A 25,043-nucleotide genomic window follows, 5' to 3' on the forward strand; every position below is an offset into this window, starting at 1 on the left:
CACGCACTTTATACCCGGTACGTGACCAAGCAGCCACATGACACCACTTATTCAACTACAGCAAGCAACTACTCAATTCAGCAACTCCTGCCGTAACAAACTTAACTGGCCGCATTTAGTAGATACCGGCATCTAAACCCGCAGCAAGCGTCATACCCAGCTCTTCACATTGCTCAACAAAACTGTCTTGCCATTCCCCCCTGCACAATAAAGGCTCCTGCGCCCAGTTCCAGCGAAGACCCGTACAGATAGTTTCAACTGCCCTTCGGGTACCTGTACCGTCATGCCCGGCACGAATATACATTGCACAAGGCAATGCCTGAGTCTTTTCAAGGCAAGGATAATAAATACGATCAAAGAAATCTTTCAACGCCCCACTCATATAACCCAGATTTTCTGTTGTACCTAGTATAATGGCATCACATGCCAAAACATCGTCAGCAACAGCCTCGAGTGGTGGCACCCAGCGACAATTAACGCCATCAATATCCGGATGTCGGGCACCTTTCAGTGCAGCCTCTACCATTCGCCGGGTATTTTCCGAAGGCGCATGTGCAACGATAAGCAGATTCTTCATAACAGCTTCCTGAATCAAATACCTCTGCAGCTTACCATAGCCCTATAACTCCGTCCTGTCAGGCAGCGACTTACAAACCTAAAAAAATCAGCAGGTTAAATGATAGCCTTGCAGCTTGCTTAGTAATACTTTCTGCAGCGTTTGTTGTTTTTCCGACCAGTATTTCTGATTAGTTTTACAACAAAGCAAGACTGCAGACAGATTCCTGCGCCCTCCAACCTGATTACCTGCAAGACGTGCATTGCTGCAGCTCACTGCAATTTTTAAAATTAAAATACATTAAAAGATAACGGTATAAACTATTTTCCAATCACGACCCATAAGCCGCAACAGACAAACCATCTCACCAAATAATCCACACAAAAAAGGCAGCCAATTGGCTGCCTTTTAATACATAAAATTTTTACAACAACTCAAGATTATCAATAAGCCCCAATGCAGTATCTGTCCCTTCTGTTCCACTCTTAATATCTTCTGCGGCGATAAAAGTAACATCTGCCAGACCGATGAAGCCTAAAACTGTTTGCAGATAAGTTGATTCGTGGTTCAGCTCAGCATAAGGGCTACGACTTGAATAATTACCGCCCCGGCTACTCAACACATAAACCTTTTTGTTTTTTAATAAACCAATAGGTCCAGTCTCAGGCGTATACTGAAAAGTCCGTCCAACACGGGCAATCTGATCAAGGTAAGTCTTCAAACCGGAAGCGATAGTAAAATTATGCATCGGAGAACCGATAACAATTACATCTGCCGCTTCCAGCTCTGCAATCAACTGATCAGACAACAGGGTTTTCTGCAGCTGCTCAATAGTTAGCTGATCGGCAGGCGTATAAAATGCACCTATAGTTTCAGCATCCAGATGAGCCGGAGGCTGCTGCCCCACATCGCGAAAAGTAACTTCCACCTGTTGGCCAGACGCTCCCTGCACAGTCTGAAAACGTTGCACAAAGGCAGCACTTAAACGGCGACTGACTGAACCTTCCAAAGACGGGCTGGAATCAATGACTAGTAAACGGGACATTAACACTCTCCTAGAAACAAATACGTTGCGTTGGAGAGCATTATCGATTACATAAAAGCGAATTAAAATCGCATAAAACAGTCAAATTAGTTCGATTTATTAGAACCTTTATTGATCTGACCAGACAGCAAACTCATTGCCACAAGGCTCTTTAAAATGAAACCTACGACCTCCGGGAAACTCAAACGCAGGTTTACATATTACCCCACCAGCCTTCTCAACCAATATTTGAGTTTGCTCCAGCTGCTGACTGTAAAATACCACCAGCGCAGCCCCTGAGTTCGCATCAGAAGCAGCATCAGCACGATAGAAGCCTCCTTCAACACTGCCCGTCCCAGGCTCTTTAAACGCACAGTAATCCGGACCGTAGTCTAAAAACTCCCAATCAAACACCTGACTAAAGAATGCTTTAGTTAACTCAAGATCCCGTGCCGCAAACTCAAGATAATTGATGCTGCCATGTCGCGGTATCGATGAAGTGTCATTACTCATACTACCTCCCTGGTAATAGCTATTTTGAATCACTCAGATTTCAGACTAGCAAAACAATTCGGGACGGTATACGGTGCTCGCAGCTCTTTCATTTGCTACGGGAAGTTATGAATAAAAGTATTTTAATTACCGGCTGCTCAAGCGGCATCGGCTACTATGTTGCAAAACAGCTAAATCAACGCGGTTATCAGGTTTTTGCCACTGCCCGTAAAGCTGAAGATGTTGCCAGACTGAACAGTGAAGGACTAAACAGCTTCCAGCTTGACCTGGACAACTCAGAATCAATTCAACTCGCTGTGAACTGGGTGTTCGAACAAACCAATGGCAAACTATACGCCCTGTTCAACAACGGTGCTTATGGACAGCCAGGCGCGATCGAAGATCTGAGCCGCGAAGTACTGAAAGAACAACTTGAAACCAACTTACTGGGCTGGCATGAACTGACCTGCAAAGTGCTACCGGCAATGCGTCGTCAGCGTGAAGGCCGCATTATTCAAAACAGCTCTGTACTGGGTTTAATCACAATGCGTTTTCGTGGTGCCTATAACACCAGTAAGTTTGCCCTGGAAGGATATAGCGATACTCTGAGACAGGAACTACACGGCAGCGGGATACAGGTATCACTTATAGAGCCGGGCCCGGTACGCAGTGAATTTCGAGCAAATGCTTACTCCAAATTTATGGCGAACATCAACATCGAGAACAGCCCTTTCCGCAGTACTTATGAAGGCGTTATTTCCCGCCTGAGTAATACTGATCCGACCAAAGAAGATCCTTTCACTCTTGGGCCAGAAGCCGTTCTCAAACGAGTCATTCACGCACTGGAAAGTAAACGCCCTCAACCCCGCTATTATGTCACCACACCCACTTATCTTTTAGGATGGCTTAAGCGCTTCGTATCAACCCGCTTACTGGATAAAATACTGATCAAAGCCTCTGGTTCAGAAAATTAGTCAGGATATGCAGAGCCTGATGAAAGGCTCTGCTAAGTAGTGTTTATACAAGATCTTCTTACCTATAAGCTCTTATATAGGCGATGACGTAATACCTATGCCAGATCACTCATCTGAGTAGCAATAGCATTCTTGATACCCGTCAGTTTATTACGCGCATGCAGCTCAGCATCGCTCACCTGCTCTGCATCATTCTCATTACGGGCGTTTTCAAAGTAACACAGCGTAGGCTCAAAGCTTTCGGCTTCCTGTTCGTCTAACTGAACATAAGCACAGATAATTAACAGGTCACCCTTGTTTGCTTTATGGGCAGCAGCACCATTCACCGAAATAATACCGCTGTTATCTTCACCACGAATAGCATAGGTGCTAAATCGTTCACCATTATTGATGTTATAGATATGTATCTGTTCATATTCGCGAATGCCGGAACTGTCCAGCAGCTTACCATCGATGGCGCATGAGCCTTCGTAGTGCAGTTCGGCATGGGTAGCAGTTACCCGGTGAAGTTTAGCTTTCAGAAATGTTTGCAACATAGATACAACCTTAATCTTGCGCCACAGTATACCTGCGACTTTCCCAGGAACAGCCTGTCGCCAGGACTGTTCGTCTAAAGTCATGCCTACGCCCGTCACGGTCAGAACCGTATGATCTGTTCTGGCACGATATACGAACGCCGACAGACCTGCCCAATTAAACACCGCTCAGCAGCGTTTCTTCACCACCTGACAAACAGGCGGCGGTAATTCCGGCAAGGATTGTAACAGCTGAAAACCTGATTTAAAGCGTTAATTTGTCGCTAAAAATCATCAATTTGCAGCGATCACCAACATATCCTGAATCTTTATTCGAGTTACAACTACGGCTTACACAACACCAAAAACACAAAATAATTCAACAAATCCTAACTTCTCTTTAATTTCATTCATTTTAACCTGAGCCGAAATCACCCAGCACCAGCGTATAAACTCCTAGAATGGACGCCTTTATCGACACGCAGTAACGGAAATACCTATGACAACCGCCCCTATTCAGCCATCCGTCCCTAACACTATTACAACAGCCCTGCATACAGCACTTGAGCAGCGCATCCTGACGCTGGACGGCGCCATGGGCACTATGATTCAAAAATACCCACTCGGTGAAGCTGAGTTTCGTGGCCAGCGTTTCAGCGACTGGCCGACAGACCTTAAAGGCAATAACGATCTGCTGGTACTCACCCAGCCAGACATTATCCGTGAGATTCATGCCGGATTTCTGGACGCGGGCTGCGACATCATCGAAACCAACACCTTTAACGCCACATCGATTGCTATGTCCGACTATGACATGGCCCACCTGAGCAAAGAGATCAACTATGTTGCAGCAACCTTAGCCCGGGAAGCCGCTGATCAGTTCAGCAGCACGGAACAACCTCGCTATGTTGCCGGCGTGCTTGGCCCGACAAACCGTACCTGCTCTCTGTCACCGGACGTCAATGACCCTGGAAAACGCAATGTGCACTTTGATGAACTGGTAGAGGCTTATACGGAATCCTTACAGGGTCTTATTGATGGCGGTGTTGACCTGATATTGATCGAGACGATTTTCGACACTCTGAACGCTAAGGCCGCTATATTTGCCTTCGATCAATATTGTCAGAACCACCAGCTGAATTTACCGCTCATGATCTCCGGCACCATCACTGATGCTTCCGGCCGCACCTTATCAGGCCAGACTACTGAAGCATTCTGGAATGCCGTACGACATATCAAGCCTATATCTATTGGCCTGAACTGCGCACTGGGTCCAAAAGAATTACGCCAGTATGTCGCCGAACTCTCCCGTATTGCTGATACCTTTGTGTCAGTGCATCCAAATGCAGGCCTGCCAAATGCATTCGGTGAGTATGATGAAACACCTGAAGAAATGGCCGCTGAGATTGGCGAATGGGCCAGCAGTGGACTGGTGAATATTGTTGGCGGTTGCTGTGGCACCACTCCTGAACATCTGAAAGCAATTAAACATATCTGCCAGCAGCATCAGCCACGCTTAGTGCCCGAACGACCAGTTGCATGCCGCTTAGCTGGACTGGAACCTTTAAACATAGATTCAGACAGCCTGTTCGTGAATGTTGGTGAACGCACCAATGTAACCGGCTCTGCTGTTTTCCGTCGTTTGATCAAAGCCGGTGATTACGAGACCGCACTGGAAGTTGCCCGCCAACAGGTTGAGAACGGTGCGCAGATCATCGACATCAATATGGATGAGGGCATGTTGGATGCGGAAGCAGCAATGGTACGCTTCCTGAACCTGATTGCTTCTGAGCCTGACATCAGCCGCGTACCGGTCATGCTCGACTCTTCTAAATGGGATGTCATTGAAGCCGGTCTTAAATGCGTACAGGGCAAAGGCATTGTTAACTCCATTAGCCTGAAAGAAGGTGAAGACGCATTCATTCATCAGGCAAACCTGCTACGACGTTACGGTGCAGCGGTTGTTGTTATAGCTTTTGACGAGACCGGCCAGGCCGATACTTACCAGCGTAAAATTGATATCTGCCAACGTTCCTATCAACTATTGACTGAAACGGTGGGCTTCCCGGCTGAAGATATTATTTTTGACCCTAACATCTTCGCTGTTGCCACAGGTATCGAGGAACACAACAACTATGCCGATGACTTCATCCGTGCCACCGGCTGGATAAAACAAAACCTGCCTCATGCGATGGTATCCGGCGGCGTTTCTAATGTGTCATTTTCATTTCGCGGTAACAACCCGGTGCGCGAAGCTATTCATTGCGTATTTCTTTACCATGCCATCCAGCAAGGCATGGACATGGCTATCGTTAACGCAGGCCAACTGGCCATTTACGACGACCTCCCTACAGAATTAAAAACAGCTGTCGAAGCCGTAGTTCTCAACACATCCGATGAATCCACCGAGAACCTGTTAGAAATTGCTGGCCGCTACCTGAACGATGGCAGCCAGACAGATAACAGCGAGCAACAGGCGGCACAACTGGCATGGCGTGAGCTCCCTGTAGAAGAGCGCCTTTCTCATGCGCTGGTGAAAGGCATTGCCGATCATATTGAAACCGATGTAGAAGAATGTCGTCAAAACTATGCGCGCCCAATAGAAGTCATTGAAGGCCCGCTGATGGCTGGCATGGGAATTGTTGGCGATTTATTTGGCGCCGGTAAAATGTTCTTGCCGCAAGTGGTTAAATCCGCCCGGGTAATGAAAAAAGCCGTTGCCTGGTTAATGCCTTACATCGAAGCAGAACAGCAAGATGGCGAAATCCGCAGTAACGGCAAGATTCTAATGGCGACGGTTAAAGGTGATGTACATGATATCGGCAAAAACATCGTCGGCGTTGTACTCCAGTGTAACAACTACGAGATCATCGATCTGGGTGTTATGGTCTCAAGTGAAAACATTTTGCGTACTGCCCGTGAAGAGAATGTCGACATCATTGGCTTATCTGGTCTGATCACTCCATCACTGGATGAAATGGTCAATGTTGCAAAAGAAATGCAGCGTCAGGACATCAATCTTCCACTGATGATTGGTGGTGCAACGACCTCAAAAGCACATACTGCTGTCAAGATCGAACCTGGTTTCAACCTGGACCAGGTCGTACATGTCAGTAACGCATCGCGGGCAGTTAATGTTGCCAGCAGCCTGCTATCGAAAGAAAGAAAAGATAATTATATCAAAGAAATAAAGGAAGAATATCAGGCAATACGAGAACGTTTCACGGAGCGCCAGAAGCTCGGCCGAAGAGTAAGTTTACAACAGGCACGCACCAACAAACTGGCAACCGACTGGCAGACCTATACACCACCTGTACCCGCTAACCCCGGAATTCATAGCTTCCGCGATTTTGATCTGCAAAAACTACGTGAGTTCATCGACTGGACCCCTTTCTTTCGCAGCTGGGAACTGGCCGGACGTTACCCGGCGATTCTGGAAGATGAAGTTGTCGGCGATGCCGCAAGTAAACTGTTTGCCGATGCCACCGCAATGCTAGATGACCTCATCAACAACCGGAAAATTACCGCACATGCTGTCGTCGGCCTGTTGCCGGCCAACACCCGGAACCATGACGATATTGTTGTTTACCAGGACGAACAACGACAAACAGTACAGACCACTCTGCCCCAGCTTCGGCAGCAAATAGAAAAAACAGCAGGCAAAGCCAACCTTTGCCTGGCTGACTTTATTGCCCCGGAAGACAACGACATCCCAGACTACCTGGGCATGTTCGCCGTCAGCGCTGGTCATGGTGTAGACAAACTCGTTGAGGCTTATGAAGCAGATAACGATGTTTACAGCAGCATCATGGTTAAAGCCCTGGCAGACCGACTGGCAGAAGCCTTTGCCGAATACATGCATTGCTATGTCCGCAAGGAACTCTGGGGATATGCAAGCCAGGAACACTTAGATAACGAGGCACTGATTCAGGAAAAATACAGCGGAATTCGCCCTGCCCCCGGCTACCCGGCATGCCCTGACCATACGATTAAAGCCCGCTTATGGGAACTGCTTGATGTAGAGCAACATACCGGACTGACCTTAACAGACAGCTATGCAATGTATCCGACTGCAGCAGTCAGTGGCTGGTATTTCAGTCATCCGCAAAGTCAGTACTTTGGTGTTGCAAAAATAAGTGAAGATCAGCTGGGATCCTACGCAGAACGCTGTGAAATCAGTCAGCAAGATGCGGAACGCTGGCTAGCTCCGAACCTGGGATATGAGCCAGAGGAAGGTTAATACACTTCTCTATACTCATCCCTTTAAACTCATTTCTATTAAAAGAGTTTTTCACCAGACGCTTTCCCCAACCGCGTCCCATTGCAGTCACCAGCATTTAACGTGCTGGCTGGTGGCTGCCTTTTTATTCCTTTAAAAAATCATCAGTCTGATGATTTTCTGAATTAAAAAAAGGCATTTCAGATTCATCTGAAATGCCTTTTTTCTGCTAACAACCAACCTGAAAGAATCTGCTCAGACGGTTATTCAAGCAGCTTCAGAACCGCCTAAAAGCTTACCTGAGGTCGAATCGGTCCAGATCCATCACCTTACTCCAGGCCGCCACAAAATCACTGACGAACTTAAGCTTAGCGTCATCACTGGCATAGACCTCCGCAACCGCACGCAATTGCGAGTTTGAGCCAAATACCAGATCAACCTCAGTAGCTGTCCATTTCAGCTGTCCGGTATTACTGTCACTGCCTTCAATAACTCCTGCCTCGGTTGCTGACTTTTGCCACTGAGTACTCATATCTAACAAATTCACAAAGAAGTCATTAGACAAAGCATCAGTCTGCCGGGTAAACACGCCATGACGGCTTTGTCCGGTGTTAGCGTTAAGCACTCGCATGCCGCCAACCAGCACAGTCATTTCAGGCACAGTCAGTGTCAGCAACTGCGCCCTATCAACTAACAGTTCAGCTGCTGGTCTTACATGATTAGCAACAACATAGTTTCTGAAACCATCAGCAACAGGCTGCAAAGCATCAAATGATTCGATATCAGTCTGCTCCTGAGTCGCATCAGTACGACCCGGACTGAACGGCACAGTAACGTCTATCCCGGCGTTTCTGGCTGCCTGTTCAATTGCCGCACAACCACCCAGCACAATCACATCCGCCAGAGACACCTGTTTATCATTTACCTTCTTATCCGACAGGGAACAGTTAAAAGCCTGCTGCACACTAACCAGTGATTGCAACACAGCTTCAAGCTGTGCCGGATTATTCACACTCCAGTCTTTCTGAGGCGCTAAACGTAAACGTGCACCATTAGCGCCGCCACGCATATCACTGCTCCTATAGGTTGCAGCAGATGCCCAGGCGGTTGATACCAGTTGCGAAACAGTCAAACCTGTTGCCAATATTTTAGCTTTAATGTTCGCGGCATCTTCAGCATTAACCAACTCATGATCTACAACAGGCACAGGATCCTGCCACAGCTGTGGCTCAGCAGGCACCATTGAACCCAAACCACGCACATATGGACCCATGTCCCTGTGGGTTAACTTAAACCAGGCCTTGGAAAAGGCTTCAGCCAGTTCTTCAGGATGTTCATGAAAACGGCGCGAAATAGGTGCATAAATCGGATCAAGCTTTAACGCCATATCAGCCGTTGTCATCATTAACGGCTCTCTGCTATTGGCATCGTGGGCTGCGGGCGCACCATTTGACTGTGAAGCAGCGGTAGGCGTCCACTGATGTGCACCAGCAGGGCTTTTGGTCAGCTCCCACTCATAACCTAACAAGGCATCAAAAAAACCATTATCCCATTGCACCGGATTACTGGTCCACGCGCCTTCAACCCCACTGGTAATAGTGTCGCCACCTTTACCGCTTCCCATAGTATTTTTCCAGCCCAGCCCCTGCTCTTCAATGCTGGCACCTTCCGGCTCAGCACCTACATGCGCAGGATCACCCGCACCATGCGCCTTACCAAAGGTATGACCACCGGCAACAAGCGCAACTGTTTCTTCGTCATTCATCGCCATACGCGCAAAAGTTTCACGAATGTCACGGGCAGAAGCTAACGGATCAGGATTACCATTTGGACCTTCCGGGTTAACGTATATCAGTCCCATCTGGACAGCACCAAGAGGATTCTCAAGCTCACGATCACCACTGTAACGCTGGTCACCCAGCCATTCTGTTTCAGGGCCCCAGTAAATATCTTCTTCAGGCTCCCAGATATCTGCACGGCCACCTGCAAAACCAAATGTTTTGAGCCCCATAGTTTCCAAAGCGCGATTACCAGCAAATATCATCAGATCAGCCCAGGAAATAGCATCACCGTATTTTTGTTTCACCGGCCAGAGCAAACGTCGTGCCTTATCGAGGTTACCGTTATCAGGCCAGCTGTTAAGTGGCGCAAATCGCTGCGAGCCGCTTCCACCACCACCTCTGCCATCATGGGTCCGGTAAGTACCCGCGCTGTGCCAGGCCATACGAATGAACAATGGACCATAATGGCCATAATCAGCTGGCCACCAGTCTTGGGAGTCTGTCATCAGTGCATCAACATCTTTCGCCAGCGCATCAAGATCAAGCGAACCAAACGCTTTAGCATAATCAAACCCTTTACCCATAGGGCTGACATCATCGGTATTCTGGCTAAGAATCTTAAGATTCAACTGGTTTGGCCACCAATGGCGGTTTGCCGCACTACCGGTGGCCATCTGTTTATTAGCCCCATGCATTACGGGACATTTTCCTTGCTCACTCATCGGCTCGATCTCCTGTCATAATTGAAAACTCCCCGCTATGCTTTGCTTGGGTGTAGGTAAGCGGGCGTAAACAAACTATAGAAACAGATTCGAAATATGGATAATTAATTAATTTTTGCGGCTTAATAGTTTTTTATAAATGAACGATAAACCCCGTTAATTGACCCCACAGCCAAAGCCGGGCAGTATGCGCGCCTCTTACTATCAAAATCAGTGAAAAATATGACTCAGCAAAACAGTGAACAGGCTTACAACACCTTTCTGAACGAAGTCGCCAGCCAGCAGGAAATCTGGATTCTTACCGATCAGTACGGCAGTGTAATGCTCAACACTGATGATGAAGATTGCGTACCTGTATGGGCCAGCGAAGCCGAAGCCGCTGCCTGGGTAAGCGATGAATGGAAGGACTGTCAGCCAGAAGCTATCGCACTGAAAGTATGGCAGCATCGCTGGACCGCAGGCCTTGAAGAAGATGAATTCTGCGTTGTCATCTCACCGAAAGAAGATCAGGAAGGCCTGGTGATTCATCCGGAAGACCTGGATTCAGATTTGCGCAAAGCACTGAAAAAAGCACAACGCTAAACAGCTATATGCATTAACGCCGGTTTATAATGACAAACCGGCGATTGTAGCCACGCCTAACTGGCGCATCTGTCGCATAATCCAGCGAACACGCTTTTGCATATACTGGCTGGGAGCAGCCGCATTAAAACGGTATGGGTTTGGTAATACACTGGCTAACAAAGCCGACTGCTTCACCGTTAAACGCTCAGCAGAACGGTTAAAGAAATGCTGACTGGCCGCCTCCACTCCATAAATACCCGGCCCGAACTCCACGATATTTAAATACAGCTCAAGCGTTCTTTGCTTTCCGCAAATAGCATCCATCAGCACCGCAAGACCTGCCTCAAGCCCTTTGCGCACATAATTCTTTGCTGGCCAAAGAAACAGGTTTTTAGATGCCTGCTGAGTAATAGTACTGGCCCCGCGGGTACGCTTACCCGCATTACGTTCTTCCAGTGCCTTTTCAATTGATTCCCAGTCCAGGCCATCATGCTCAGGAAACAGCTGATCTTCACTGGCAATGACAGCCAGCTGCATATTCTCAGAAATATTTTCCAGATCAACCCACTGATGCAAAACATCATCAGGATAACCGTCAGGTGGATTCAGCCAACGCTGAATTTGCCAGGACCAGGTAGGCGGATCAATGAACTTAACCGTCGCAACCAGCGCAAAAGGTAGCAGGCACAGCACCAGCAAAAAGCATACAACCAACCGCTTTAGCTTCATTTTTCCACGCCTGAAGCGCTTTCTGATACCTTTTCCGATACCCCTAACTGTCAACCTCACAGTAATAATACCACCCAACTGCTGTACAAAAATTCGCCATCATACCGACTTATCCAACAGACAGAAAGTGAATTTGAATCAGTCTGATCAGGACTCTGTCTGAGATTTAGGCACTCCCGCAGGCGTTGCTTTACCCAACATAGCAACCAGACCTGCACCGCATACCAGACAAATACCTGCCCACATATATGTGGTCAGCTGCTCGTCCCAGATCAACCAGCCCAAAAATACTGCAAAAGCGACAGAGCCATATGTGAAAGGCCCCAGCTGACCTGCAGGTGCCATTCCATAGGCCTTACTAAGTAACAGCTGAGCAAGCGTAGAACAGGCCGCTACCACAATCAGCAAGCCAAATAACGGCCAGGTCAGCGGCTGCCAGCCGATAACTGCCGGAACCAATGCGATTAATGCGCTAAACAGTGCAAAGTAAAATACAATACGCTGGGCAGGCTCGGTACTGCGCAGGTTACGTACCGTGACTTTCGCCAGCGCGCCAAGAAACGCACCGCAAAGCGCAACCATTACCACCCAGTTAAATGCACCTTCCTGCGGATTTAAAATGAGATAAACCCCGCTAAACCCGATAAGAATAGATAGCTTCACCAGCCAGCCAACACGCTCCCCCAGCCAGAAGAAAGCAAGTATTGGCATAAAGAATGGCGCCGTTTGCTTTAGCAACGCTGCCTGCGCTAAAGGCAAATGCCCCCAGGTGTAAAACAGACACCCCATTGCTACTACCCCTACACCGGCTCGCATAAAGTGCAGATGTATACGATTCGTCCGGATAGCAGGCAAACCATTTTTAAATAACCAGGGCAACAACAGAGCAACACCAAGAAGATTACGAAAAAAAACGATCATCTCCACTGGTAACTGATCACCTATCTGCTTAATGGCCATACCCGACCCAACTAAAAACAACTCTGAGACGAGAATCAGAGCAGCACCCTGATAAACAGAACCCCTGGCCTCAAAAGAAAGCTGGTTGCCAATCATATATGTCACTTTGCAGATAAATAAAAAAGGCACTGAGAACCTCAGTGCCTTGATGTTACGCTGATATCAGATCAGATGCTTATTACATCATAACCTTGTAGCTGTTCAGCGCCTGCCGGACTGGTAACCACTGCAACACTTGCTTTCTCAGGCTGAAGATAAGTAACAGCAACACGCTTAAGATCAGTAATCCCTACTTCCAGAATACGCTGTCTGAATGCTTTACGCTGTTCAGGTGTACGGCCAAATAACTCACTGTGATACGCCTGCTTAGCTTCGCCCGCCGGAGAACCCGGCTTATCGATATTGCTAACAATACCTAATACAGCTTCTTCAAGCTTTTGCTCGTCATGATCGTTATCCGCCAGCCATTGCAGGGAGGCATCAAAATCATCCAGCGTTTCGCTCAAACGCGGATCACGGTAGGAGAAGAAACGGAACACAGCATCAGCAGAGTCCTGACCAGCACCACTGCCATAGGCACCGCCCTGCTCACGAATAGCCCGGTGTAAAAAGCCATTACGCAGGAAATCGCCCAACACAGTTAACGGCGCAGCATCAGGATGCTCGACTGCAACTGTTGCATACGCCTTAGCGGCAAAGTTCACCTGTGTACTGGTTGTCCATGCCTGCTTTACGATACTACGGGTTTCAGTCAGCGCCAGTGGTGTAAAGCTCTTAGACGCATGCCCCTGCCAGCGATCACAAAGGTCAGCAACCAGCTCTTCTTCATGTTCAGGCTCAGCAACCAATAAATAACGCCGTGGGGCATCAGTAATCTTGCTATGCAAAGACTGAAGCTCATCACTTAACTGCTGCAAACGCGCATCATCAGCGAGTGCATCATCCAGCACTTTAACCGCTTTAATGCTCGCTAAACCACGCTGCAGATGACTAATATTTGCCGCTGGAGCTAACTGGCTACAGGCCGCCGCTATCGCAAGGCTATGACCCTGGCCAGTAATACTTTGCTCTTTACGGGTACGACGCTGAGAAACCAGCTCACGAATTTTAGCCAGTTCATCGAAGCGTACGGTTTCAAGTGTTTCTTTTAATAGCTGAGTCAGCGCCTGCTGTTTGGTAACCAGTGCTTTACCGGATACCACAAAATAACCGGACACATCCTGCTCGTTATCGATACTGCCCCGCAAAGTACTGTGGGCATAAACGCCACCGGAAACCTGCGATTGTAACGCCTGGTTTTGCTGGTAATCACGCTCACCGCAGCCAAGCTCAGTTACACAGTCACTGTATAGCGGCAGCAACTCAATCTCATCCTGGGTCAACGCTGGCAGAGGCATGATCACTTGCTGATATACCAGACCGTTAGTTCCCTGCGCATAGAAGCTATAATCCACAGCGCCCTGATGATCAGCTCCTGTCGGTATGCGCATTTCAGAAGGCACATCAGCAATAGTTACTTTAGGCAGTACAGACTCATCGTCCTGCTCATTCTGACGGGCTTCGAGAGCAGCAGCCTGTTCAACGACCTGCTGCTTGTCAGCATCGCTCAAACCCTCTTTAATTTTCGCCAGACGGGCCGCTTCAGCGGCGTCTTTACGCTGACTCAGCTGAGCATCCGGACGCATGGTTAAGCGCACCTGATGAGCATTATCCAGCAACAGCTCACGAATCAGACCCGGAATGAAGTCTTCATGCTGAATCTCATCACGCAGCTTTTCCAATACCGGATCAAGGTTAAGCAAAGCAATCGGGTCGCCGCAATGAATTGCAGAAGACAGCGAAGACAGAATGAGATTCATACCATATGGATAACCATCACCGCTAAGCTCACGCTGGCTCAGCTCTAACTGATGCAAGGCTGCTTCAACATGACTCTGATCGATACCTTCATCAACCACCTTCTGTAAAGTTTCCAGTACCAGCTGTTCAAACGCAGCAGCATGCTCAGGGTTACTACCCTCCAAACCGCACATGAAGGCCATCTCACGATTGCTGTCTTCCAGACCACAAAGTGGCGAAGGCGACAAGCCAAGCTCAGTAGACTCCAGCGCGTAACGTAACGGAGACGAACTGTTATCAAGTAAGACTCTGGATAACAAGTTGGCCTTAAGCTGTTGTTCTAAATCAATACTTGGACCAATCAACCAGGACAGAACATGGTGCGTCTTGTTTTCAATATCATCCTGATCCAGTGCATAAGCTTCTTCAACACGTACTGGCGCATGGTAACGTTTTTCATCATCAACACTGATGGTCGTATCGAGTTTTTCAAATCGGGACAACGCCAGTGTTTCCATTCGCTCCTGCAGTTCAGCAACAGGAATATCACCAAAGGTCATGAATACCGCATTGGTCGGATGATAGTGACTGCGATAGAACGCTACCAACTCTTCGTAGCTTAGATCAGGAATACACTCCGGATCACCGCCGCTGTTGTAATGGTACGTCGTGGTTGGAAACAGGTGCTTAGTCAGGGTTTGCCAAACAGTTGAAACAACTGAGCTCATCGCCCCTTTCATTTCATTAAAAACAACACCTTTATAGACCAGCGGGCTGTCAGTATTGCCAGCTTCTTCGAACTCGATGCGGTGGCCTTCTTGTGCGAAATCCAGCGGATCAAGACGGCTAAAGAACGCGGCATCCAGATACACATCCAGCAAATTAAAATAATCTTTGCGGTTCTGGCTGGCGAATGGATATGCCGTCCAGTCACTGCTGGTGAAAGCGTTCATAAAGGTGTTAAGAGAACGACGGGTCATCATAAAGAACGGATCACGAACCGGATAACGTTCGCTACCGCATAGCGCAGTGTGCTCCAGCATATGCGCAACACCGGTACTGTCTTCCGGAACAGTCCGGAAAGCAACCAGAAAGACATTTTCCTGATTGTCACTTTGAATATGGTAATGCAGTGCACCGGTCTGCTTGTGCTCGTACTCTTCGATAATAATATCCAGCGATTCGATCGGCTGGCTGCGCTGCAGTTGGAACGCAGAATGACAGGCCTGTTGCGTAGCTGCTTGGTTCATAAATCCTATGCCTTTTGTAATACCGTTTGGTCCATTGTAATCCGAAATTCCACAGAACGCTTGGGTTTGATAACCAAGGTATTGAAAAATATAGCCTTGAAAATACAACCATGAACAATATCTGGGAAATCCAACATCTCAACTCTCAGACAGACTAATTACGACTTTGTCATCAGCATGCAATATAAAAATGACACATTTTTATATACGACTAAAGATCAAATTGTGCAGCGCACAAAAACGTTTGACTTCAAGCGTTCTGATGCTTATATTTTAACCAGCTTTGTTGCACTGCAACATCACACTACTGCGAAGGTGAACAATATGTATGAAAATATGCTTAAGGACGTTCAAGAATCTTTCCGCCCAATGATGGACATGGTGGAAATTAATACAAAGACAGCAGAAAAGATGTTCGCGCTGCAATCCGAATACATGAACAGCCTGGTTAATACGACTATGTCCCAGGTACAGGAACTTACAGCGGTAACTGACCCTCAACAGTTTCTCGATCTGCAAATGCAGTTTGTTAAGCAAATCGAAACTCAGTTTACTGAAGTAGCAGAAAAAGAACTGGCTACGATAAGCACAGCATCTGATGAACTAACAGACATCGTAAAAACGAATCTGGATAGTATTACTCAGACAGAACTGAGTTATATGGATGAAGTGAGCAGACTACTGACTAACACCGGTATGCCAGCTTTCACTGCAACCAGTACAGTTACTAGCGCACCGGCAAATACCGCAGCTATCAAACCTGTGACAAAACCAGCGCCTAAAAAAGCGGCACCAAAACCAGCGACAAAAAAGCCTGTAGAGAAAAAGACTGCTGAGAAAAAGCCATCAGTTAAAGCAGCAGCGAAAATAGCTGCTAAGCCAGCAAGCAAGCCTGCTGAAAAAACAATTACCAAGCCAGCTACATCAGTACAGCCAACAACTAAAGCAGATGCTACGGCTACAGCAGCTTCTACTGCTAAAACAGCTACGGTCGAAACTGCACAAGCAAAGGCTCCTGCTACTAAACAGACTGAAACTAAAGCCTGATAGAGCTTTGCTCAACAGCGGTGCTCATTTTTATGCGTACCGCTGCCTTTCCTAAACGACACCTTTATTCCAAAAGATACTTGCCGTTCTCCTCAAGTGCTCTGCTCACGCCACTCTAAGAAGTGTTGTTTATCGTCGCGCCAGCAACGGCATCGGCCCTTCAAGCCCCATCGCAAAGCGCATTACTTTATTACGTGCAGGGCCAAGCTTACCCGCAGCACCTAAACCAATATTACGCAGTAACTTAAGCGGCAGATGATCATTACTGAATAAACGGTAAAAGCTGTCCATTACCTGCATCATAAGCAGATTCTGATTGCGACGCTGGTCTTCATAACGTTTGAGCACTTGCACACTGGTAATATCATCACCGGCCTGCAAAGCATCCAGTAACACTTCAGCTAACGCAGCAGCATCAAGCAAGCCTATATTCACACCCTGGCCAGCCAATGGATGAATAGTGTGGGCAGCATCACCAGCAAGCGCTACGCCTTCCTTAATGTATTCCTGCGCATGTTGACGCCGCAATGGAAATGCAGCTCGCCCCAACAGGGAATCTATACTACCCAGACACTGAGGAAAGTTACTTTCAACAGCAGCCAGAAATGCTTCATCATTAAGCGCAAGTAACTTACGAGCTTCTGATGGCGAGTTGTACCATACCAGCGACCCCTGATGACCACTTAACGGCAGAAAGGCAACTGGTCCACTTGGCGTAAACTGCTGCCAGGTAATGTCCTGCTGAGGTAGCTCAGTAGTCACCGAGGCTACTAAAGCATGTTGCTCATAGTCCCAGCTATGCACTCCGATTCCCACCTGACTGCGCACTTTAGACTGAGCACCATCAGCAGCAATCAGAAGTTTACCTAACAGCTGTTGCTCATCAGCCAGCGTAATCAAACTGGCACCCGGTGCATAATCGATCGTACTGATTTCAGCCGGACATATTAGCTCGATGTTTTCACATTGCTGTAACTGCTCTAGCAGAGCAAGTTGTATTACCCGATTCTCAACAATATGACCTAGGTGATCTTCACCTATATCTTCGCTGTTAAACTCTGTAGCAGCCCTTTCAGCATCTACTTCCCAGGCTTTAAGACGGCGGTAAGGACAAAGCCGCTTATTCAACAGGTTTGGCCAGGCACCTACATTCCGCAGAATATTCTCTGAAGCCATACTGATTGCCGAGACCCGCATATCATGGGGCTGTTCATGATCAAAGGCGTCAGGCTTACGCAACTCAATTACGCCAACACTTAGTTCTGAACCACCAAGCGCGCAAGCAATTGTCGCTCCAACCATACCGCCGCCAACAATCAGCACATCGTATTTTTTCATATTCTGTAAACCGTTAACTCTGTGATTTTCATCTACTGCTGATACAAACAGCAGATACAAAAAGAGCGACCCTCAGATCGCTCTTCTGCTCACACTGAGCGGTAATACTTCCACTTACCGGAAATATTAAAGCTCAGTAATACCGCCCATGTATGGCAGCAATGCTTCAGGCACTTTTACTTTGCCTTCAGCAGTCTGATAGTTCTCAAGAATAGCTACCAGTGTACGACCAACCGCCAGACCAGAACCGTTCAGCGTATGAACCAACTCAGGTTTGCCGGTTTCAGGGTTACGCCAGCGCGCCAGCATACGGCGTGACTGGAAATCAGCCATGTTACTGCAGGAAGAAATCTCGCGGTATTTCTGCTGACCTGGCAACCATACTTCGATGTCATAGGTCTTCGCTGCACTGAAGCCCAAATCACCACCGCACAGTGTTACGACACGGTAAGGCAGGTTCAGCTTTTTCAGAATCGTTTCAGCATGACCAACCAGCTCTTCAAGCGCATCCCAGGACTTAGATGGCTCAACAATATGTACCAGCTCAACCTTTTCAAACTGATGCTGACGAATCATACCGCGGGTATCACGGCCATGACTGCCCGCTTCACTACGGAAACACGGCGTATGACACACAAACTTCATTGGCAGTTGATTAGCATCAACAATTTCGTCACGAACAATATTGGTTACTGGTACTTCAGCAGTCGGAATCAGGTAGTAATCACGCTCGCCCGGCACCTTAAACAGATCTTCTTCAAACTTAGGCAGCTGACCTGTACCACGCAGAGAGTCTGCGTTAACCATATAAGGAACATAGGTTTCCTGGTAACCGTGATCACTGCCATGAGTGTCCAGCATAAACTGGATCAGTGCACGGTGCATACGCGCAATACCACCACGCAGTACAGCAAAACGTGCGCCGGTAATTTTAGCAGCAGTACCGAAATCCAGACCGCCGCTCATTTCACCCAGATCAACATGATCACGAGGTTCAAAGTCTAACTGAGTAGGCTCGCCCCAGGTGCGCTCCAGCACGTTATCGTCTTCATCAGCACCTTCAGGTACGTCTGCATGGGGAATATTAGGCACGCCCATCAGAATAGCGTCCATCTGTTCCTGGATATCACGCAGTGATTCTTTACTGCTATCCAGTTTTTCACCCAGCTCACGTACTGCAGCTTTCAAAGTTTCAGCATCTTCACCCGCTGCAATTGCCTTACCGATATTCTTCGATCGGGTGTTTCGCTCACTCTGCAGCTGTTCAGCCTGTACCTGAACTTCACGGCGCCGTGCTTCCAGCGCGTTAAACTCATCGACAGGAAACTGGTAGCCTTTCTTTAACAGTAACTGTGCGACTTCCTCAGGATTGGAACGAATATATTTAGGATCTAGCATGATGTCAGAAATAACCTTAATCAGAATAAGCGGGTAAACCATAGACCGGCGTACAACGCCAGCAGGCACAGTAAAACACTAAGTAAAACATACACTGCGGCGGACATTATATGCCCTTCTTGCAACAGGGTCACGGCTTCCAGAGAGAAGGTAGAAAAAGTTGTAAAAGCGCCCATAAACCCGACCATTAACAAAGGTCGCATTTCAGGACTGATACGTGCTTTCTCCAATATAAGCACAAAACAGACGCCCATCAGAAATGATCCTAATACGTTGCATATTAAAGTACCATACGGCAGGTCATAACGGGCATTATTTACAACATGATTACTGACCCAGTAACGTCCCAGCGCACCAAATGCGCCACCAAAAGCAACAAACACTAATTGCAGCATACTCGTGCTGTCTCCTTAATCGCCGTGCTGTCCTGTTAACTTTTAACTTTTGTTCTTAATCGCAACACTTCGCTAACTAAAAAATGCCGAAATAAAGCCCGCTTCTTACCTGGTAGCCGCGTATTACTTACCGATAACGCTGTTTGTCACTGGCTGCATCCAGTGCACGCAGATATTCAAGCTTATCAGCGATTTTAATCTCCAGACCCCTTGGCTCTGGCTGATAATAACGCCGCTCTGCAATTTCTTCAGGTAAGTAGTTTTCGCCGGCAGCATAAGCTTCCGGTTCATTATGCGCGTAACGGTATTCAGCGCCATAACCCAGATCAGCCATAAGGCTTGTTGGCTCATTACGCAGATGCTCCGGCACTTCATACCCCGGATCCCCTCGCACATCCGCCTTAGCTTGGTTAAAGGCCATATACACAGCGTTGCTTTTTGGCGCACTGGCACAATAAATGGCAGCTTGTGCAATAGCCCGCTCACCTTCGGCGGGGCCAACCCGCTCAAACGCATCCCAGGCAGAAAGCGCTACCTGCATTGCTCTGGGGTCTGCATTACCAATATCTTCTGATGCAATTGCTACCAGCCGGCGGGCAATATACAGAGGATCACAACCACCATCTAGCATCCGGCAATACCAGTAAAGCGCACCATCCGGCGAGGAGCCACGTACAGATTTATGGAACGCAGAAATCATGTCGTAGAATAAATCGCCCTGCTTATCATAACGCCGGGCACTGGACTTCAGTACTTCTTCAACCACTGCCTGATCGACGTGATAACCGTCAGCCTGATGCTCAGCAAGATCTGCTGCGATTTCCAGTAAGTTCAAGCCCCGCCGGCCATCGCCATCCGCTGCCTGAGCTAACTTATTTAACGCACCCTCACCAAAAATAAGTGGCTGCTGAGTAACACCTTTTTTAGGATCTCTAATTGCCCGCTCAAGCAGCTGCAAAATATCACTGTCATTCAGGCTGCGTAATAAATATACCCGCGCCCGAGACAACAGTGCGTTATTTAACTCAAAGGAAGGATTCTCTGTAGTCGCTCCCACGAAGATAAACGTTCCGTCTTCAATAAAAGGCAGAAATGCATCCTGCTGCGACTTATTGAAACGATGCACTTCATCAACAAACAAAATAGTTTTACGACCTGACTGCGCCTTCACCTGCTGGGCCTGATCAACCGCTGCCCGAATATCTTTCACACCGCTAAGTACAGCTGAAAGAATAATAAAATGCGCATCAACATGATTTGCCAGAAGTTTAGCCAGTGTGGTTTTACCAACACCCGGCGGCCCCCAGAGAATCATAGAATGAACAGCCCCCTGCTCGAGAGCTTTACGCAACGGTTTGTCTTCACTCAACAAGTGCTGCTGACCGCAATATTCCGCCAGGCTGACTGGCCGCATTCTCGCAGCCAGAGGCTGATAGGCTTCGCTTTCCAGATCACTAAACAGATCCGCCATTAATTTGCTCCGTCGAGACCATTTTCAGCGCCGTTATCGTACATCACGTCAGTCCCTTCAGGAATATCAAAACGGAACTGCGATTCGCTGATATCCGGATTCAGCTGTTGCTCAAAAAACTGTACTGAACTGCGCTGCCCAAGAGAATCCTCCAACTGCAGCTCTGCAATTACGCCATTACTAAACAACAGGCGCACCCGGGTGAAGATTTCCTGATCACTCTTAGGTAACAGTTCAAAAAGTTTCGTATTCTGCTCTTCATGAATCAGACGAATTTTGTAAGTTTCACGTAGCTGATCAATCTGACCATTCAATATCAACGCCGGCACCCCTGCATTCTGCTGGTCTGCAGATTTACGTGTCGCCTGCTCAAGGTCAGGATCATAAATCCAGATGTATTCACCATCGCTGATTATCTGCTGCGGAAACGGCTCTTTTGCTAACCAGCTAAAACGGTTGGGTTTAGCAACAACAAGTTCGCCACGTGACTGCTCTGTACGACGACTGTCACCTGCAACCGATACTTGCTCAAACTCAGCACTGAGACTGGTAAAACTGCTCAGCATGCTTTGCAACTCAGCACTGGCATCTTTATTCAGGTCAGCTTCTGCTGATGCAAAGCTAATCCAGCCGGTTATTACCACGGCACCTGCGAACTGCATTCCGCGTTTTACAAATGTATTTAACATGCATTAATCCTTAGGTGGAGGCGGCGCCAGTACTTCGCGGGCACCGTTACTACCAGCACTTGTAATTACGCCGGCAGCTTCCATTGTTTCAATCATTCTTGCTGCACGGTTATAACCAATCTTCAACCGCCGTTGAACAGATGAAATCGAGGCCTTACGGGTTTCTGTTACAAAGGCCACTGCTTCATCGTACAAAGCATCCTGTTCATCATCACCACCGAAGCTGCCACCACTGCTACTTCCACCCTCAACCATTTCAGAAAGATCATGGATCAGATATTCAGGGCTGCCAATCTTCTTCCATGCTTCTACGACTCGATGTACTTCATCATCACTGACGAAAGCACCGTGTATCCGGTTAGGCAGACTGCTGCCAGCAGGTAAGTACAACATGTCGCCATTACCCAGCAAGTGTTCTGCACCGCTCTGGTCAAGAATGGTCCGGGAATCAATCTTAGAAGACACCTGGAAGCCAATTCGGGTTGGCACGTTAGCTTTAATCAAACCGGTTATAACATCGACTGATGGTCGCTGAGTTGCCAGAATTAGGTGTATACCCGCTGCCCGTGCTTTTTGTGCGATCCGGGCAATAAGCTCTTCCACCTTCTTCCCTACAACCATCATCATGTCAGCAAACTCATCGATACAGACCACGATATAAGGTAAAGATTCCAGATAAGGTGCTGGCGAGTCTGCCGGCAGACCTTCTTCTTCAGGATTCCATAACGGATCTAGCAACGGCTCACCCCGATCTCGGGCTTCCTGTAGTTTATCGTTAAAGCCTGCCAGATTACGCACACCCATTTTAGCCATGATGCGGTACCGGCGCTCCATTTCGGCAACACACCAGCGCAACCCACCAGCTGCTTCTTTCATGTCAGTAATAACCGGGGCCAACAAATGCGGGATACCTTCATAAATCGAAAGCTCCAGCATTTTAGGATCCACCAGCATTAAACGTACTTCATCCGGCGTGGCTTTATATAACAGACTAAGCAACATGGCATTAACACCCACTGACTTACCTGAGCCAGTCGTACCTGCTACTAATAAGTGAGGCATTTTTGCTAAATTCGCAACCACCGGGTTACCGGCAATATCGTTACCTAAACCCAACGTAAGCTTGGAAGACGCTTCGATGTAAGGCTTTGAATTCAGCACCTCACTCAACCTCACCATCTGACGTTCTTCATTAGGAATTTCAATACCGATTACCGACTTACCAGCGATAACTTCAACTACACGGACACTCATCACCGCCATTGAGCGGGCCAGATCTTTCGCCAGATTCGTAATACGGCTGGCCTTTACACCTGGCGCCGGCTGAAGTTCAAAACGGGTGATTACCGGGCCTGGATTCACCTCAACAACTTCAGCCACAATATTGAAATCTTTCAATTTGCTTTCGAGCAACCGTGACATCTGCTCAAGCTGTTCATCGGTGTAACAATGATCCTGCTTAAGCTCAGGCGGATCCATCAGATCCATTGAAGGAATCTTACGGCGTGGCTGACGACGCTTAGTCATAGCAGCCTTATCCAGCCCTAGTTCATTATCCTTCATGGGAACATGAGTTTCTGACAAAGGTACGATTTTCACCCCTTTGCGATGTTCACTTTCAGAGACAACCCGAGGATCAACCGCTGCCGGCGTAGCCGCACTCATATCCATACCAACAACAGGTACCGAATCCGGATCAATATTACTTACAGGTTCTGCATTATGCTGAGCAGGTGGGGCAGTAATTGGCTGTGGTCTTACAGGCTGCGCACGCTCTGTCTGCGGTGGTTCTTCCGGGCGAAGCGACCGCTGTGGTGCGACTTGCTGAAGAATTTCACCAACTTGCTGTGGCGCGGCCGAACTACGTGGCTGTACTGTTTGCTGACGCTGGCTTGGCGGACGTGCATCCGCAGGACGACGCTGCCCTGCTGACGGTTCAGGACGTAAATTCAAATCCTGTTGTTGCTCCGCCCTACCTGACGGACGCCCCATTGGCGCAAACAGTGGATCATTAGCGTCTGCATTGTGAGGCTGCTCCAGATTAAAGCTTGGCTCACGACGAATATCCTCATCTGGCTGACTTCTCAGAGCTACATCAGCCAGACTATCTTCTTCTGTTTTGCTGCTTTCACGGCTAAACAATGCCTTTAGTCTGCCAATAGCCGATGGGCGTTCGGCAATCGAAAATTCATTGTGATGATACTCCTGCTCAGGTTCAGCAAACGTCTCCGCAACAGGCTCTGCAGCGCTCTGTTTTAAAGGCTCAACCTCAGGATGTTTACCAGCCAGCTCGGCAGTCAGTTCTTCGGCAGCAACGTCAGTATCATCATAATCAACATCTCGCCCCATTACCTTATCGACAAGATTCAGTGCTGAACGCCCCATTCCTTCTAAAACAGATACCCATGAAACTTCAAGAAACAGCGTCAACGCAAACAGCAATATGGTCCACAAAACAACTGAACCGCCAACCAGACTAAACAGACTAACGGTTAAATCTGAAACTGCCTGACCTATGACGCCCCCCATACTGAATGGCAAGGTATCACCTGCGTTAGAAAGATGCGTCGCAGCCAGTGTTGCTAAACAACATAATAATAAGACCGCACCAACAAGACGAACCATGACAAAAGGAATCGCGTCAACCAGCGTAATCTGTTTGCGAAAGAAAAACTTAGCCGCGGGATATATCAACATTAGTGGCAGAATCCAGGCAGCAACGCCCAGCATCGAAAACAACAGATCGGCAAGCCAGGCACCGGTCTGACCGGTAAAATTTCGCGCCTCTGGCTGATAGCCTAAATGCGACCAGCCGGAATCACGTCTGTCATAGCCAAACATTGCTAACTGCATAAAAACAGCTAAACCAATCCATAGTATGATGCCGCCCTCTTTCATCACCCGGGCCACAAGATCAGTAAAAGATTCGGTGCTTAACTGATTGTTTTGACTCAACGAAATTCCCTCACACACAAACATAAAACATATACCGGGAAAATAGCATAATTGCGCCTTCAGCCCCACAGCCTGCGCCAATAAATTCCCGCTTAAACAGATGTTTTATCTTATCCGACGAAATT

The 25,043-nt window shown here is 47.9% G+C and carries 18 protein-coding genes; 4 read left to right on the forward strand and 14 right to left on the reverse strand.

Annotation, left to right across the window (positions count from 1 at the left end):
• Positions 1-115: 115 nt before the first annotated feature.
• The 3 genes from OCU49_RS13250 to OCU49_RS13260 all read right to left on the reverse strand — a co-directional run bounded on the left by OCU49_RS13250 (position 116) and on the right by OCU49_RS13260 (position 2,093).
• Complete coding sequence (locus tag OCU49_RS13250) at positions 116-577, reverse strand: flavodoxin family protein (protein ID WP_261841048.1); 462 nt, start codon at positions 575-577, stop codon at positions 116-118.
• A 403-nt stretch (positions 578-980) separates the two neighbouring features.
• Positions 981-1,601 carry an FMN-dependent NADH-azoreductase gene (locus OCU49_RS13255; RefSeq protein WP_261841049.1) on the reverse strand — a complete coding sequence of 207 codons (621 nt, stop codon included), beginning with the start codon at positions 1,599-1,601 and terminating at the stop codon, positions 981-983.
• A gap of 108 nt (positions 1,602-1,709) precedes the next feature.
• Positions 1,710-2,093, reverse strand: coding sequence for a VOC family protein (locus OCU49_RS13260; RefSeq protein WP_261841050.1), 384 nt, complete (start codon positions 2,091-2,093; stop codon positions 1,710-1,712).
• A 107-nt stretch (positions 2,094-2,200) separates the two neighbouring features.
• On the opposite strand from OCU49_RS13260, the gene OCU49_RS13265 reads away from it, so the two are divergent.
• Entirely contained in the window at positions 2,201-3,046 is an 846-nt protein-coding gene (locus tag OCU49_RS13265; RefSeq protein ID WP_261841051.1) for an SDR family oxidoreductase, read from the forward strand.
• A 95-nt stretch (positions 3,047-3,141) separates the two neighbouring features.
• Here the strand turns inward: OCU49_RS13265 and panD are convergent, their stop codons facing one another.
• Positions 3,142-3,582, reverse strand: a complete 441-nt coding sequence (gene panD / locus OCU49_RS13270) for an aspartate 1-decarboxylase (RefSeq protein WP_261845231.1) — start codon at positions 3,580-3,582, stop codon at positions 3,142-3,144.
• Between the two features lie 478 nt (positions 3,583-4,060).
• On the opposite strand from panD, the gene metH reads away from it, so the two are divergent.
• A complete protein-coding gene (gene metH / locus OCU49_RS13275) occupies positions 4,061-7,801 on the forward strand; it encodes a methionine synthase (RefSeq protein ID WP_261841052.1) in 3,741 nt (1,246 codons plus the stop codon).
• A gap of 274 nt (positions 7,802-8,075) precedes the next feature.
• Here the strand turns inward: metH and katG are convergent, their stop codons facing one another.
• Positions 8,076-10,283, reverse strand: a complete 2,208-nt coding sequence (gene katG / locus OCU49_RS13280) for a catalase/peroxidase HPI (protein ID WP_261841053.1) — start codon at positions 10,281-10,283, stop codon at positions 8,076-8,078.
• Between the two features lie 222 nt (positions 10,284-10,505).
• On the opposite strand from katG, the gene OCU49_RS13285 reads away from it, so the two are divergent.
• Entirely contained in the window at positions 10,506-10,865 is a 360-nt protein-coding gene (locus tag OCU49_RS13285) for a DUF2750 domain-containing protein (RefSeq protein ID WP_261841054.1), read from the forward strand.
• A gap of 24 nt (positions 10,866-10,889) precedes the next feature.
• Here the strand turns inward: OCU49_RS13285 and mtgA are convergent, their stop codons facing one another.
• The 3 genes from mtgA to OCU49_RS13300 form a co-directional block, all read right to left on the reverse strand.
• A complete protein-coding gene (gene mtgA / locus OCU49_RS13290; protein WP_261841055.1) occupies positions 10,890-11,576 on the reverse strand; it encodes a monofunctional biosynthetic peptidoglycan transglycosylase in 687 nt (228 codons plus the stop codon).
• 147 nt (positions 11,577-11,723) lie between these two features.
• Positions 11,724-12,632 (reverse strand): DMT family transporter, encoded by a 909-nt coding sequence (locus OCU49_RS13295; protein WP_261841056.1) that lies wholly within the window; start codon positions 12,630-12,632, stop codon positions 11,724-11,726.
• Positions 12,633-12,703: 71 nt separating this feature from the next.
• Entirely contained in the window at positions 12,704-15,625 is a 2,922-nt protein-coding gene (locus tag OCU49_RS13300; protein ID WP_261841057.1) for an insulinase family protein, read from the reverse strand.
• A 225-nt stretch (positions 15,626-15,850) separates the two neighbouring features.
• Between OCU49_RS13300 and OCU49_RS13305 the strand changes: the two genes are divergently transcribed.
• On the forward strand, positions 15,851-16,672 hold the full coding sequence (locus tag OCU49_RS13305; RefSeq protein ID WP_261841058.1) for a phasin family protein: 822 nt from the start codon (positions 15,851-15,853) through the stop codon (positions 16,670-16,672).
• 129 nt (positions 16,673-16,801) lie between these two features.
• On the opposite strand, the gene OCU49_RS13310 is transcribed toward OCU49_RS13305, so the two are convergent.
• From OCU49_RS13310 to OCU49_RS23740, 6 genes are all read right to left on the reverse strand, one after another.
• Entirely contained in the window at positions 16,802-18,010 is a 1,209-nt protein-coding gene (locus OCU49_RS13310; protein ID WP_261841059.1) for a UbiH/UbiF/VisC/COQ6 family ubiquinone biosynthesis hydroxylase, read from the reverse strand.
• Between the two features lie 126 nt (positions 18,011-18,136).
• Entirely contained in the window at positions 18,137-19,408 is a 1,272-nt protein-coding gene (serS, locus tag OCU49_RS13315) for a serine--tRNA ligase (protein WP_261841060.1), read from the reverse strand.
• Positions 19,409-19,428: 20 nt separating this feature from the next.
• Positions 19,429-19,803, reverse strand: a complete 375-nt coding sequence (gene crcB, locus OCU49_RS13320; RefSeq protein WP_261841061.1) for a fluoride efflux transporter CrcB — start codon at positions 19,801-19,803, stop codon at positions 19,429-19,431.
• A gap of 127 nt (positions 19,804-19,930) precedes the next feature.
• A complete protein-coding gene (locus OCU49_RS13325) occupies positions 19,931-21,274 on the reverse strand; it encodes a replication-associated recombination protein A (RefSeq protein WP_261841062.1) in 1,344 nt (447 codons plus the stop codon).
• Positions 21,274-21,963 (reverse strand): outer membrane lipoprotein periplasmic chaperone LolA, encoded by a 690-nt coding sequence (gene lolA / locus OCU49_RS13330; protein WP_261841063.1) that lies wholly within the window; start codon positions 21,961-21,963, stop codon positions 21,274-21,276. Before lolA ends, OCU49_RS13325 begins: the two co-directional genes overlap by 1 nt.
• A 3-nt stretch (positions 21,964-21,966) precedes the next feature.
• Positions 21,967-24,918: a DNA translocase FtsK gene (locus tag OCU49_RS23740; RefSeq protein WP_376787877.1), complete on the reverse strand. Its 2,952-nt coding sequence runs from the start codon at positions 24,916-24,918 to the stop codon at positions 21,967-21,969.
• Positions 24,919-25,043: the final 125 nt, after the last annotated feature.

Origin of the sequence: Aliamphritea ceti (assembly GCF_024347215.1) — a bacterium.
Classification (GTDB): Bacteria; Pseudomonadota; Gammaproteobacteria; order Pseudomonadales; family Balneatricaceae; genus Amphritea; species Amphritea ceti.

Coding starts and splice junctions, on each gene's coding strand:
- OCU49_RS13255 (WP_261841049.1), bottom strand. CDS start 1,601: ATGTCCCGTTTACTAGTCATTGATTCCAGCCCGTCTTTGGAAGGTTCA.
- OCU49_RS13260 (WP_261841050.1), bottom strand. CDS start 2,093: ATGAGTAATGACACTTCATCGATACCGCGACATGGCAGCATCAATTAT.
- lolA (WP_261841063.1), bottom strand. CDS start 21,963: ATGTTAAATACATTTGTAAAACGCGGAATGCAGTTCGCAGGTGCCGTG.
- OCU49_RS13300 (WP_261841057.1), bottom strand. CDS start 15,625: ATGAACCAAGCAGCTACGCAACAGGCCTGTCATTCTGCGTTCCAACTG.
- serS (WP_261841060.1), bottom strand. CDS start 19,408: ATGCTAGATCCTAAATATATTCGTTCCAATCCTGAGGAAGTCGCACAG.
- panD (WP_261845231.1), bottom strand. CDS start 3,582: ATGTTGCAAACATTTCTGAAAGCTAAACTTCACCGGGTAACTGCTACC.
- crcB (WP_261841061.1), bottom strand. CDS start 19,803: ATGCTGCAATTAGTGTTTGTTGCTTTTGGTGGCGCATTTGGTGCGCTG.
- OCU49_RS13250 (WP_261841048.1), bottom strand. CDS start 577: ATGAAGAATCTGCTTATCGTTGCACATGCGCCTTCGGAAAATACCCGG.
- OCU49_RS13265 (WP_261841051.1), top strand. CDS start 2,201: ATGAATAAAAGTATTTTAATTACCGGCTGCTCAAGCGGCATCGGCTAC.
- OCU49_RS13310 (WP_261841059.1), bottom strand. CDS start 18,010: ATGAAAAAATACGATGTGCTGATTGTTGGCGGCGGTATGGTTGGAGCG.
- katG (WP_261841053.1), bottom strand. CDS start 10,283: ATGAGTGAGCAAGGAAAATGTCCCGTAATGCATGGGGCTAATAAACAG.
- OCU49_RS13285 (WP_261841054.1), top strand. CDS start 10,506: ATGACTCAGCAAAACAGTGAACAGGCTTACAACACCTTTCTGAACGAA.
- OCU49_RS13295 (WP_261841056.1), bottom strand. CDS start 12,632: ATGATTGGCAACCAGCTTTCTTTTGAGGCCAGGGGTTCTGTTTATCAG.
- mtgA (WP_261841055.1), bottom strand. CDS start 11,576: ATGAAGCTAAAGCGGTTGGTTGTATGCTTTTTGCTGGTGCTGTGCCTG.
- metH (WP_261841052.1), top strand. CDS start 4,061: ATGACAACCGCCCCTATTCAGCCATCCGTCCCTAACACTATTACAACA.
- OCU49_RS13325 (WP_261841062.1), bottom strand. CDS start 21,274: ATGGCGGATCTGTTTAGTGATCTGGAAAGCGAAGCCTATCAGCCTCTG.